Raw genomic sequence first — 13,005 nt, 5'->3', positions numbered from 1 at the left:
CTCTAATTTGTTTTTATTTAATTAATTTTATGATATTTGCTCTTACTTATTATTGTCCATAAAATTCCTATTAATATTAACTCTATAAGGATAAAGATATATACTCCATAATTAAGTCTATTAATTATATAATGAACTACTCCCAATATTGCACTTAGCATAAAAATAAATAAGGTTATTCCTAAATCATCCATCTTTTCGCCATCTTTAAAGCTTACTGAAAATGGAAGATGTTTATCCATCAACTTAACTGTTATTAGGTTTAGAATAATTATTACAAATAATATAGCTATAATTTGAGGAATAATCCTTAGTCCAAATACCCATAAATATACTAAAGCCAATACTATATATACAGGAAGAATCATTTTATAAAACACACCTTTATATACCCCTTTAAATATTGAAGCCATATCATCTATAGGAACAGCTTTATAAATCCAAGAGGCTTTAAACTGATCTGAATATTTAACCATAAGGATTACAGGAGTCAACATAAATATACATATATACAAAGTGAAAAACTCATTTGAATTAGCCATATGATTTTTCCAATCTGCAAAACTTTCATAACTTCTAATAAAGTTAAATAAGAATATGAAAGGGAAAACTAAAGACATAGCTATATTGGGATATGTTTTTAACTTAAAGTTTCTCTCACTTTTTATTATATTTACAGTAAAATTAAAGAAACTTTTCTCAGTACTACTTCTACACACCAAATTTCCAATCCTAAAGGAAAATGGAATTCTATCTTTACCTTTATAAGTATTATCATTTAACTTTTGAATGTAATCTTCAAACTTTTTAGCTATTTTAAAATAAATAAGTATTGATAATATTGGTGCTAAAACTGCTAACACTGTAAATATTATTAATGTCTTATCTATTACTCCACTTTCTATTATTTCAAGAGGTGCAGCAAACCATAAAGGAGCTATAAATCCTTGCCACCAACTTGTTATAGTAAATCTACTACCTACATCTAAAATATCAAAGAGTCTTCCTACAAGTTGATACATAACCATTATTCCAACAGTAAGAACTATTTGAACTACATTTATTATGTCTTTAAGCTTTTCTCCATTAAAAAACTTAAGAACTAAATAATAAATAAATGCTGTTATAAGTATCATGAATAAATTAATAAGTATAATCTCAATTATAAAAACAAGAGTAAATAATATCCCATACCTTAAAGAAACAAGTATTCCTACTCCCCCATAAGCTAAACTTAGCTTTGTCATATAAATCAAAATATTAGTAATTTTAGCTGCATTTATAGTTTTAGAACTTACACCAGTAATTCCAAGTAGATTTTTATCCCTAACATCTAAAAGAACATAAGCAAAATCAGCTATAAAACTAGTACCTATTACAAACATAAAAAATCCAAAATAAACAGCCATTTGAAGCATTATATTATGCTTAATAATTATAAGAATAGACATAAATGTTCCCATTACTCCATAAAGAATTAATGCCTTGCCAAAACTATTATCTTTCTCATCACTACTTTTATTATTCATAGTTATTGTAGGCTCTCTTCTTCTGTCCATTGTAAGCTTAGTCTCTAATATTAATCTCATCATTTCATAATCAACACCAAGCTTTTCATAAAATCCTCTTAATCTATGAACTACAACTAAAGATTTATCCTTTTTCATAAACTACACTCCTTTATAAGTGCAGTAAATTCCTCTGCTAATCTTTTATGATCATTAAAACCAGTTAAGTCATTAAATATTTCTTCTAAGGATTCTTCATTAGAATTTTTCTTAAGCTCTTCAAAACTACCATCAGCAGCAACTACTCCATTGTTTAAAAGAATTATTCTATGACTTATTTTCTCAACAACATCAATTATATGTGATGAATAGAATATGGTTTTCCCATTTTTAGCTAGCTCAGATAAGATTTCTTTTATAACCATAACGCTATTTGCATCTAAGCCATTTAAAGGTTCATCTAAAAATAATATATCTGGATTATGTATAAGACTTGATATTAAAAGAACTTTCTGTCTCATTCCCTTAGAAAAGCTTGAAATTCTTGAATTATAAACATCTTCTATGCCTAATATCTTCATAAGCTGCTTACTTTTATATAAAACATCTTTATATTCCATACCATATAATTGTCCCATAAAAGTTAAATATTCCTTAGCAGTTAAAGTATCATATATGTCTGCCATTTCTGGAACGTACCCTATCTTCCTTTTATAACTTCCATCACTCTTTAAAATATTTTCTCCAAAAATTTCAACTGTTCCTGTATATCCACTTATAATTCCTAACATTATTTTAACTGTTGTACTTTTTCCAGCACCATTTGTTCCAATATAGCCTATTATTTCTCCCTTATGTATATCTAAATTTATTCCTTTTAAAACCTCTTTTGTTCCAAAATTCATCTTCAAATCTCTTATTTTTATAATTAACTCATTAGAATTTTCTAAAGCCACTAATAATTCCCCCATTTTTTTTAATTTTTGTCCCTAAAACCCTTACTAATTATCCACCTTATTTAAAAATTATTTTTCTTCTAGCTCTCTCATATAGTTAGCTAACTTTTCAGAAGTTTCTTTTATACCTTCTTCTCTTTTCTTCTCATCCTCTTGTTCTTGTAACTTTCTCATTCCATCTGTAACAAATTCAGAAGATTCTTTAAGAATCTTATTTCTAGCCTCTTTGTTACTTGTGTAATTATCAATATTTTTCATCTTCTTATCCTCTTTTCTAAGATTATTTAACGTAAAACCAAACCTATTAAGTAATTTATTAATGAAGTTTTTTAAAAGAAATTTTAAAATTCTTTTTCGATTTCAAGGCCTATTTAAATACACCAAAACCCTATCAAACAAATAACTTTTCAAGTAAAATTTTACATTATAGCATTATTTTACACTACCATTCTTATTCACACAATATTAATATTACATTAAATTATTTACAAATTTTAGTAATATATAAACTTATAGTTATCTTCTAATAAGTTTTTTAATACTATATATTGAATTGTACTTTAACTTATGATATGATTTATCTAACAATTTAGTTGGTTGATTTTTCAATTTATTATTTTATTAACTAAGTTTATATTTAGAATATATTTTAATTTAAAATATAAATATAAAAATACTTTCAGGAGGTATAAATTATGTTAGTATTAACAACTGAAACAATACCAGGCAAAGGAATAAAAGAAGTTAAAGGACTTGTTAAAGGAAGTACTGTAAGATGTAAAAATATAGGTAAGGATATCGCTTCAAGTTTTAAAAACTTAGTTGGTGGTGAAATGAATTCTTATACAGAAATGCTTACAGAAGCTAGACAAATTGCTATAGGAAGAATGGTAGATGAAGCTGAATCTTTAGGTGCAAATGCTATTATAGGAATGAGACTTGTTTCTTCTTCTCTTGCTGCAGGGGCTGCTGAAATGGTTGCTTATGGTACAGCAGTTATTTATGAAGATGCCTAGATAGGAAGTGTTTTTATGATTATATTAGGAATTATTGCCTTGTTTTATGGCTCTATAATCCTAGGCTCTATAATTTTAATTATTTGGACAATTAGAAGTAGAATTAAAGAAAAAAAACGTGAAAAAATTGATCACGAAAAATATAAAAAATATTAATTTTAATTTAGTGTATAATTATATTTTTGTTTAATACTGATTTTATATGTTTCTTAAGAGCATATTTAATATAAGAAAAATTTCTATTAATAAGTAGCTGTATCAAAATTAAAACTTATTTTGATACAGCTACTATATTATAAAATAATTTTATTTCTTTTTAATTACTTTTTCTTTTTAATAGTTACTCCTCCAAGTGTAGCCAAAGCTGCACCTACTAGCATTAACTCACCTGCTCCTAAAGGTGATCCAGTGTTTGGAAGATTTCCATTCTCATCCTTATTATCTTCATTTTCATTCTTATCTCCAGAGTCTTCTTTGTCTCCTTCACCTTCAGAACCATTTTCTCCACCTTCTGGTTTACTTGGCTTATTCTCTTCTTTATTTGACTCTGAATCAATAAAGTTATTTATTTTATTTGTTAAATCCTCATATGCTCTTACAATCTCATCATCTGAAGCTTTATTATTTAATAAATTCTCAATATTTTTTAATGCTTCTTCTAACTGAGTTCTTTCTTCATTTTCTTTATCTTTATGCTCAACTAAAACATCTTTTCCACGCTGAATTTCATTTTTAATATCTTCAATTATGGAATCTAAAGATACAAAGGTAGGTTTTACTTCAAAGATTTCCACCTTTCCAGCATCTTTTTCCCACACTAACTTTACAGATACTAATTGTCTTGGATTCTTAAGAACAAGCTCATTTAATCCCTTATCTACCACTCCAAGGTCTAAAGTTTCTCCATTTACAGTCTTTCCAATAACTTTCGCTCCTGATAAATTATCTGTACTCTGAGCAACTGTAACTTTTGAAACTAATCTCTCATTAAAAATTCTGCGTAGAAGATAATCTCCACTCTTAATTTCACCTTCTGGTATATATGCAGAATTTAAATTATTATCTCTTATATTCTCACTTCTATCTGTATAAGTTCCCTCTGAAGTAGCCTTAGTCTCAAATTCTTTTACTGTTTTGTTTACAGTAAATTCTCTAACTCTTGACCAACGATCCTTATATCCAGTTGAAATAACTCTAACATATCTAGCTTTTACATCTAAATCTTTTATTAAGGTATCAGTTCCTTCTACAACACCTAACTTTGTCCAATTTTCTCCATCTAAAGAATACTCAATATCTCCATCCATATAATCTCCGCCTGGTCCTTGAACTAAGCTTATATCTCTAATTTTCTTTTCTACCCCAAGATCTAATTGTACAAAGTCACCTTTTTTAATAGTATCTGAGCATACAAAAGATGTACCATAATCATTATCAGCAACAAAATCAGGATGTATATTTGCGTTTGAGCTTATTCTTCTATTTGTTGAAACTATTCCCTTAGAATATCCTTCTAATGAAATCTTAATTTCATTAATATTAGCTTCAGTTTTTTCCTTCGCTCTTATTCTAAAGAACTTTCCTACTAAAGGAGTCTCATCTTTAAAGCTAGTTCCATTGCAAACTTCTTCCCACTCTATATTATCAAAGGAACTTTCTAATACAAATTTATTACTTTCTACATCTCCTAAGACTTCAAATCCAATTACATTTTTAACATCATTTATAGCAAGTCCTATAGAATCTCCCTCTTCAAAGGAAATCTTATTTATATTACTTGCAGATATAATTTCATTTTCTCCCTCTGAAGACTTATTAATATTTGAGTCTTTAACTTCTACATTTCCTATTAATTTTTCCTTACTCTTTCCAGTATTAACTTTAAAATCTCTAACATATAACTTATTTTCAGAATCTGAAAGAGCTCTATATCTTATAAATCTAGCTTTTATTCCTGTTTCAACTAGTAATTCTCTCTCTCCCTTATTAACCTCTAACTCTGTCCAATTTTCTCCATCTAATGAATACTCTATTACTCCATTTGTTAAAACATCTGTATCATTATTATTTCTTCCCATAAGAAGATATATATCTTTAATCTCTTCAGCTTCACCTAAATCAAATCCTATGAACTCATCCTTTTGTACTGGTGCTGCTGACCAGAAACCTGTATTATCTTTATCATCAAACATATAATTTGGAACGTGCGTTTCTTCAGAAATAAACCATTCTGAATATTTATGGTCAGCAATATTTCCAATTGATGTATAAGAATATTCCTTCTCCTCTAAAACAGTAGTTTCCTTATTGAAATATTCATTTCCAACTTCATGGACTTTTCTTATAAATGGATCCACCACATTGTTAGCAATTGTAGCTTTTATTCCATCTAAATTTCTAAGAAGTTTTATTCCTTCAAAATTATCACTCCAAAACTCTGACATATCCTTATTTAATATGTCTTGTAATATTTCTATGGATTTAAGTCCAGCATTTCCATAAATCTCAAACTTTGATAAGTGTGAATCTAATTGATTTAATAAAGCTTTATTTTCTAAATTACTTCTTAATTTATTTGGTACCTGAACCATTTTAGAAAACTCATTTTGTAAATTACTTAATTCTAAACTAATATCAGAACCTGCTTCCCACTTTTCCCATAAGCTATCTATAGTATTTTTAATCTCTGGTGAATCTGGTCTTCCTGTATCTAATCTAGTTGAATGATTAGCAAAAATCTTAAATTCTTCTTTCATTTCTCCTGCAATAATTTCAATGGCTTTGTCCCATGATTTTTCTGCTTCATATGAAATTGAATTCCATCCATAGTCAGCTCCTGTTAATGTAGAAATCTTTGATGCATCAGAAAATCTCATAGGATTAACTATAAATCCTGACACTTCCTCATCTAAATTTCTATCTAGATCATATATTGGTCCTAAAGCCATTTTATCCTCTTTATAATCATTAACAGGATAGTTCCACCATAACATCATTTTTCTATTGTATATATTTGAAACCTTCTTTGCATCCTCTAAGCTAACTCCATTTGGAGGAATAACATCATTTCCTGTCCACATTACTTCAATATCCTTATCTAAAGTTTCTGCAAATTCTTTAGTATATGTCTTTACCTCTTCTCCGTTAAGCATTGAGCTTCCCCAATATTCTACTGGGACAGTTATTAATGGCTTAACACCTTCTTTATTTTTTATAAATTCTTTATTAAATCTATTTAAAACTTCTGCTTGTTGAACTCCACTACGATTTTCTATATCGTCCCAAAGAATTGCAAAGCTTCTAACTCCCATATCATATAGAGTCTCAGCTTTATTTATTAAAGCTTTAAAATCTGCTTCTCCCTCTTCTCCCTCAAACTTTATATCTAAACCTGGTGATATTGCAAAAACAAAATCAACCTTATTTTCATTAGCTGTTTTTATAAGTTCTTTCATTCTATCTAATTCAGAAGCTGGATACGGCTCTCTCCACTTTTCTCTATGATATGGATCTGACTTTGGAGCGTATATATAAGCATTCATTTTATATTCTCCATACATTTTTATTTGATCCAATCTTTCCTCTTGAGACCATGGTGTTCCATAGAAACCTTCAACTACAGCTCTCATTTTAAAACTCGGCTCATCTTTTATAATAACTTCATCTAAGCTAACCTCATTATCTTCCTTTTTAATTAACTGCTTTAAACTTTTTACCCCATAAAAAGTTCCTGTTTCATTATTTCCTCTTATAACTATTTTATTTCCCTCTGTATTTTCATCAGTTACTAATACATAGCCCTCATCTTTGCTTATTGAAGATGTGTCTACATTCATTTCTTCTAATGTATTTTCCATCTCTTCAATATTGTCATCGCTCTCTCCTATATAAATAGTAGTAGCCCCCTCAATTTCTGATTCATTAATTTTTATGCCAAATTCAGTTAACATATTTTTCAAAAGTTCAAAGGCATATGTATCTGCTAAATCTCCTCCAACTATATTAACTGAATCCTCTAAGATAAATTCACTATTTCCTATAGACATATCTTTAGGAGTTGGATATATACTTATATCTTTAGTAATATCATTATTTTTCATCTCATTTTTTAATCCCTCATCAGCTTTTACCGATACAGTTATACCAAGGTTTAAAGCCATAACAGATGCTAAGCACATAGTTAACTTTCTTCTAAAATCCCTTTTAATCATAAAAATCCCCCAATATTTAATTATATTAATTCCTATAAAATACTTTTTATTATTTATTTTACATTTAATACATTTTTATGATAACATACGACACATTCTTTTAAAATCGTTTTCAAATTAATTAAACAAAAGTTAACAGTATTAATAAATTTCTATTTAATGAACAAACTAATAAAAAATAGAAAGGGTGATTATATGAATCTATTTAAAAGATTTTATATAAGTTTATTTACTCCTAAAAGATATAAAGAACTTATTAAAACCTCTGGAATCAGTGCATTCTTTTATTTACTTATTTTATCTCTTTTATTAGGACTTTTAGCTTTTAGTAGAAATTACACTGAACTTAATAAATTTTTAATTTCTAGAAAATCTGCCTTTGAAGATAAAATTCCTCCCTTTGAAATTAAAGATGGAGTTTTAGACCTAAAAGATTCTAACTTTGTAGTTTTTCAAGAAGAAAATTGGACCTTTGTACTAAATGATAAGGAACCTGCAAAAGACTTATTAAAAGATTATGAATCAGGAATTGCCTTTGGAAATGAATCTTTAATAATTAAATATGACAATAATAAAATTACTGAAGCTAATTATTCAAATATGAATCTATCTTTAAATGATAATGACTTAAAAAATTCTATAAATAGTTTAGAGAAAACCTTTGGAAACACTTATTTATCCCTAATGGTTATTGTATTTATTGCTTTCTCATACATTGCAACCTTAATATTAGCCATAATAACTAAAATTATATGTAATATAAGAAATAACCATGTAAGTTTTGGAGAAATAATGAAACTAAACACTTATGGAATAACTCCATGCTTAGTATTATTAGCATTACTAAATTTAGCAAGCTTAAATATGCTTATTACTCTTCCATTAAGCTTTTTAGTATCAATAATATATGTTTACTTTGGAATAGATTATTTAAATAAATATAATTTTAAATAACAATACTTTTTAAATATTATAAAAATCAACAACACTTTAAAACTTTAATATAAAAATAACAAGGTGGTTGCATAAGAAAATTATAAAACTTATAATTTATTTTTATACAACCACCGTATTTTTTACTTTAGATTAACAAAATATTATTTCAATATTTAATCAGTGTTTAAATAAATACATTAAGTTATTACTAATTATTATCTACTAAAAATTCATTGGCATATCTTACAACACCGCTTATATTTTTTAAAGCTTCTTCATTTAATTCTATTGCCATAAAGTTTTCTTCTGGTACTTCAAATGGAGCTTTTATTCCCCAAGTTCCAGCCTTTTTAAATCCAAATTTAGGATAGTATTTATCATGACCTAAAACTATTATTGAGTTATAGCCAAGCTCCTTGGCCATTCTCATACCTTCTCTTATAAGCTCTCCTCCAATTCCAATACCTTGATATTTAGGTAAAACTGAAACTGGTGCTAAGGCTAAAGTTTCATATTTTTCTGTTTCATTTTCTATATTAGCTTTAGTTAATAATATGTGTCCTACTATCTCCCCTTCTTTTTCAGCCACTAAAGATAAACCATCAATAAAGTTTTCTCCCTTTCTAAGTTTACTAACTAAAACATGTTCCATATGATCACTATATTCAGCATTTTTAAAGGCCTCTTCTACTAAAAGTTCAACTGTTTTGTGATCTTGTTCTGACTCTTTTCTAACAATTACTTTCATAAATATAACATCCCTTCTCATATGTTTTATTCTACAATTTAAAAATTCAAATCTATTTTCTATAAAATAATCATTTTTAAATTTAAGAACAATTTATATATTTCCTCTCTTTTATAGTATTTCAAATAAAAATAAATTTATATATATTAACCATTTATTCATATGAAGTTTTCTCTCTATTAACAACAATATTTCAATCTTTCGTAAACAGTTGTAAAAATGAACACTTTAAAGAAAAACAGATGACCACAGAGACTATTTATTTCTATTAAAGAATTGCCCCTTTAATCCTTATTACTCTTATTTTATATGGTTTGCTCTTAATATTTATTAAGATTATAATTAAAATATACAGTAATTTACTATAAAATATAATTTAAAATTCATAATTTTTTATTTCTATATAGTGGACATATTCGGTCTGCTATTTTCTTTATAGTTAACTTACGATAATTTTAGGAGAGTGATATTTTGGAATCGAAAAAGAAGATCTTGAGAAGTGTTTTATTAATTGCACTAGGTTCAAGCATCTTAGCCTTTGGTAGCTATAATTTTAACTATCAAAATAATGTAACAGAAGGTGGAGTCTTAGGCTTATTACTTTTAGTAAAAAATGTTTTTGATATATCTCCATCTATAACAAACTTAATCATTGACTTTTCATTATTTGCAATAGGTTTTAAATTCTTTGGTAAAAAATTCTTAGCATGTTCAATATTTGCAACTTTTTGCTTCTCAGTATCCTATAGATTCTGGGAAAGCATAGGATTTTTAACACCTAACTTTACTAATAATATGCTAGTTGCTAGTGTTTTAGCAGGTATTGGAGTCGGTGTTGGTGCTGGAATAGTATTACGTGGTGGTGGTGCTTCTGGTGGAGATGATGTAATAGCCTTATTAGGTAATAAATTTACTCCTCTTAAGGTACAACATGTCTACATGTTAACAGATGCCATTGTTTTATTAATGTCCTTAGTTTATTTAGATTTCAAGCAAATATTCTTTTCAATAATAGCAGTATGTATAAGTGGTAAACTAATAAGCGTAATTTATGAATACAAAAATGATGGTATTGATACTAAAGATGAAAATAAAGAAGCTGAAGTTTTAGAGAAAAATGGTTCTCTTACAGTTTAATGATATATAGAATTTAAATTAAATACTAAAATAGCATATTAATGTTTAAATAAGAATGTAGAATAAACTGTATAATTTAATATTCTATATAGTCATATAGCTGGAAATAAAATTTCCAGCTATATTTTTTATTATTTTCTTAAACTTTAACTTAAATTACTATTTCTTAAAACACTATTTTAAAATATCACTCTTTATATATATAATTATTTTATATTTTTATTAAGAAAATTGAATTGCTAATATACCTAATAAATTATTTAAGATATGTACACTAGAGGAATATACTAAATTATAATTTGATTTCCAATATATTAATCCGAATATTACTCCAGATCCTATGTAAGGTAATACCTGAACTAATTCTGAGGAAGAATGTATATGTATTAATCCAAAAAGAGTTGATGATATTACTAATGTAAGCATTGTTGGAATATACTTTTTAAATTTTCCAATAAGTATATTTCTAAAAATTAATTCTTCATTTAAAGGCCCTATTATTATTGTTATTATATAATAAAAAACTGCTGTTAATCCAGTTATATATTTTTGTGTAGACATTAATGCTTCTTGATTACTACCCTGTTCTTTTATAAAGATATCAAAAACTACGTTTGATATATATATAGCTATAATACCTATTACTAAAAATAATAAAAATTTTAATGGCTTTTCTTTCACTTTTAAGAAACCTTGTATATAGTTATCTTTATACAGATATACTCCACATAAAAATAAAACAATATGTATTAAAAAGAAGCTATACAAAGATGCTTTTGTTAATACTTCACTATTTTTAAATATTATTTCTAGAAATGGAGTTTTAGGATAAATTACTACTAAAAGTACATAAATAAAAATAAAAATAAAATTTTTATATCTTTTCATAAAATCCTCCTTTTAAATTCTATTTTTTATTTTAAGTCTATTTATTATTTCTAATAAACAACTATCTTTAATAATTAATAAAATAAAAAAATAAATTAATGAATTTATAACTATTACTGTTAAAGTGAAAAACGTAATATTTGTTATAAATTTACTTAAAAAGCATGTTATAGGTATAAATAAGAATGAAATAATTAAATATTTTGTCTTATCTAAACTAAAAATATTGAAACTTAATTTTATGATAAATCTTATATAAAAATATTCTAGTGAAATAACAACTATATTAGCAAATAATGTTGTTATAATTGCATTTATTTCATTAAAATGGTTTGTACAAATTAATAATATATTTAAAATTAAATTTACAAAACCACCTATAAATGTTATTTTTACTTGTTCCTTTTCTTTCCCTTTTATATATATAATTTGATTAACTAAAATAGTTTCAATTCCTATAGTAATTATATATATAGCAAAAGCTTTAAGTATTGGAATAGCATATAAATATTTATGTCCACCATAAATAAGTATTATTTCTTTTGCTAAAACAAACATTCCAATAGATGCAGGAAAAAGAATTAAAAAATACAACCTTGAAATTTTATCTAATAAGATTGTATATTTATCATTCCCATCATTTGCTATATAATTTGATAATCTTGGAATAGTTGCATAAATAACTGTAAGTAATAAAGTATTTATTATATTACTTATATTTTGCGCTGTTGTATAATAAGCCACTGAATCCATACCTATATATTTACCAATAAAATATTTATCAAGTTGTGTATATAAAATATTAGCATTAGACAATATAACTACTAAAAACATAGGTTTTATATATTTAAATAATTTTAAATCAGAAAAATCAAAAGGTATTTTTTTTCTTATGTATATATAACTTATAATATTATTTAAAAATATTGATAAAGATAAAAGAATAATATATTCTTTTAAATTATTTGCACTTCTAACAAGTATAAATAAGAAGATTACATAAATAATTCTAATTATGATTGTTTTTATCGTTATAAAATCATAATTTTCTAATCCCTCATTCATCCATTCAGTATAAAAGATATTGGCTAATAAATTAAAAGTTAGTATCATACATACAACATAAATTTCTGTTCCATAATAATTTATTTGAACAAATATTATATATGAAATAGTTGTTAATATATTTGTTATAAAAGTTAGAGTAAATAAATTAGTATAAATTTGTGATAACTTTTTTTTATCATCTCTAACTCTACTTATTTCTCTTAACCCATATTGATAAACTCCAAACCCAGCAAATATAAAAAAATATCCATATATTGTTTGAGAATAATTTATTACTCCAATTAAGTCTGGCCCAAAAATTCTAAGTGTGTATGGTCCTATAATTATTGGTATCACAACATTAAAAGTATTTAATAAAAACTTAAATATTATATTTCTTGATAATGAACTATTCATAAATTCTCCTAATAAATAAGTCTATTTTTATAATAATTTTTTACTCTTTATTTTAATATTATAAAAAATATCATATATACTTCATTAATTCAATAAAGTCAAATTATTTTTAAGGTTATATTAAGAATATTTTATAAGTTG

Annotated in this window: 11 protein-coding genes; 4 read left to right on the top strand and 7 right to left on the bottom strand. The window is 25.6% G+C overall.

The window, feature by feature from the left end; translation table 11 throughout:
* Positions 1–17: 17 nt before the first annotated feature.
* Genes ACYUCG_RS01620 through ACYUCG_RS01610 form a run of 3 tightly spaced genes read right to left on the bottom strand, consistent with a single transcriptional unit; the run spans position 18 to position 2,722 of the window.
* Positions 18–1,667 carry an ABC transporter permease gene (locus ACYUCG_RS01620; protein WP_131439363.1) on the bottom strand — a complete coding sequence of 550 codons (1,650 nt, stop codon included), beginning with the start codon at positions 1,665–1,667 and terminating at the stop codon, positions 18–20.
* Positions 1,664–2,479: an ABC transporter ATP-binding protein gene (locus ACYUCG_RS01615; RefSeq protein WP_460267924.1), complete on the bottom strand. Its 816-nt coding sequence runs from the start codon at positions 2,477–2,479 to the stop codon at positions 1,664–1,666. Before ACYUCG_RS01615 ends, ACYUCG_RS01620 begins: the two co-directional genes overlap by 4 nt.
* Before the next feature lie 54 nt (positions 2,480–2,533).
* Positions 2,534–2,722 carry a hypothetical protein gene (locus tag ACYUCG_RS01610; protein ID WP_460267923.1) on the bottom strand — a complete coding sequence of 63 codons (189 nt, stop codon included), beginning with the start codon at positions 2,720–2,722 and terminating at the stop codon, positions 2,534–2,536.
* Positions 2,723–3,159: 437 nt separating this feature from the next.
* Between ACYUCG_RS01610 and ACYUCG_RS01605 the strand changes: the two genes are divergently transcribed.
* Positions 3,160–3,480, top strand: coding sequence for a heavy metal-binding domain-containing protein (locus tag ACYUCG_RS01605; RefSeq protein WP_003453892.1), 321 nt, complete (start codon positions 3,160–3,162; stop codon positions 3,478–3,480).
* A gap of 15 nt (positions 3,481–3,495) precedes the next feature.
* Complete coding sequence (locus ACYUCG_RS01600; protein WP_003461987.1) at positions 3,496–3,636, top strand: hypothetical protein; 141 nt, start codon at positions 3,496–3,498, stop codon at positions 3,634–3,636.
* A 164-nt stretch (positions 3,637–3,800) separates the two neighbouring features.
* On the opposite strand, the gene ACYUCG_RS01595 is transcribed toward ACYUCG_RS01600, so the two are convergent.
* Positions 3,801–7,691, bottom strand: coding sequence for a beta-N-acetylglucosaminidase domain-containing protein (locus ACYUCG_RS01595; RefSeq protein ID WP_460267922.1), 3,891 nt, complete (start codon positions 7,689–7,691; stop codon positions 3,801–3,803).
* Positions 7,692–7,886: 195 nt separating this feature from the next.
* On the opposite strand from ACYUCG_RS01595, the gene ACYUCG_RS01590 reads away from it, so the two are divergent.
* On the top strand, positions 7,887–8,645 hold the full coding sequence (locus ACYUCG_RS01590) for a DUF1189 domain-containing protein (protein WP_460267920.1): 759 nt from the start codon (positions 7,887–7,889) through the stop codon (positions 8,643–8,645).
* A gap of 190 nt (positions 8,646–8,835) precedes the next feature.
* Here the strand turns inward: ACYUCG_RS01590 and ACYUCG_RS01585 are convergent, their stop codons facing one another.
* A complete protein-coding gene (locus ACYUCG_RS01585; RefSeq protein ID WP_283679162.1) occupies positions 8,836–9,375 on the bottom strand; it encodes a GNAT family N-acetyltransferase in 540 nt (179 codons plus the stop codon).
* A 471-nt stretch (positions 9,376–9,846) separates the two neighbouring features.
* Here ACYUCG_RS01585 and ACYUCG_RS01580 point away from each other — a divergent pair, with 471 nt between their 5' ends.
* Positions 9,847–10,512, top strand: a complete 666-nt coding sequence (locus ACYUCG_RS01580; protein ID WP_460267919.1) for a YitT family protein — start codon at positions 9,847–9,849, stop codon at positions 10,510–10,512.
* 222 nt (positions 10,513–10,734) lie between these two features.
* Here ACYUCG_RS01580 and ACYUCG_RS01575 read toward each other — a convergent pair whose 3' ends face one another.
* Both ACYUCG_RS01575 and ACYUCG_RS01570 read right to left on the bottom strand, forming a co-directional pair.
* The gene (locus ACYUCG_RS01575) at positions 10,735–11,400 is read right to left on the bottom strand and encodes a CPBP family intramembrane glutamic endopeptidase (protein WP_283679157.1); all 666 of its coding nucleotides are present in this window, start codon (positions 11,398–11,400) and stop codon (positions 10,735–10,737) included.
* Between the two features lie 12 nt (positions 11,401–11,412).
* Entirely contained in the window at positions 11,413–12,864 is a 1,452-nt protein-coding gene (locus ACYUCG_RS01570) for an oligosaccharide flippase family protein (protein ID WP_460267918.1), read from the bottom strand.
* Positions 12,865–13,005 lie beyond the last annotated feature (141 nt).

This window comes from Clostridium sp. CTA-17 (assembly GCF_054767895.1).
This window is presented reverse-complemented; position numbering and strand designations above follow the sequence as displayed.

Coding starts and splice junctions, on each gene's coding strand:
- ACYUCG_RS01585 (WP_283679162.1), bottom strand. CDS start 9,375: ATGAAAGTAATTGTTAGAAAAGAGTCAGAACAAGATCACAAAACAGTT.
- ACYUCG_RS01570 (WP_460267918.1), bottom strand. CDS start 12,864: ATGAATAGTTCATTATCAAGAAATATAATATTTAAGTTTTTATTAAAT.
- ACYUCG_RS01615 (WP_460267924.1), bottom strand. CDS start 2,479: ATGGGGGAATTATTAGTGGCTTTAGAAAATTCTAATGAGTTAATTATA.
- ACYUCG_RS01575 (WP_283679157.1), bottom strand. CDS start 11,400: ATGAAAAGATATAAAAATTTTATTTTTATTTTTATTTATGTACTTTTA.
- ACYUCG_RS01610 (WP_460267923.1), bottom strand. CDS start 2,722: ATGAAAAATATTGATAATTACACAAGTAACAAAGAGGCTAGAAATAAG.
- ACYUCG_RS01595 (WP_460267922.1), bottom strand. CDS start 7,691: ATGATTAAAAGGGATTTTAGAAGAAAGTTAACTATGTGCTTAGCATCT.
- ACYUCG_RS01600 (WP_003461987.1), top strand. CDS start 3,496: ATGATTATATTAGGAATTATTGCCTTGTTTTATGGCTCTATAATCCTA.
- ACYUCG_RS01605 (WP_003453892.1), top strand. CDS start 3,160: ATGTTAGTATTAACAACTGAAACAATACCAGGCAAAGGAATAAAAGAA.
- ACYUCG_RS01590 (WP_460267920.1), top strand. CDS start 7,887: ATGAATCTATTTAAAAGATTTTATATAAGTTTATTTACTCCTAAAAGA.
- ACYUCG_RS01620 (WP_131439363.1), bottom strand. CDS start 1,667: ATGAAAAAGGATAAATCTTTAGTTGTAGTTCATAGATTAAGAGGATTT.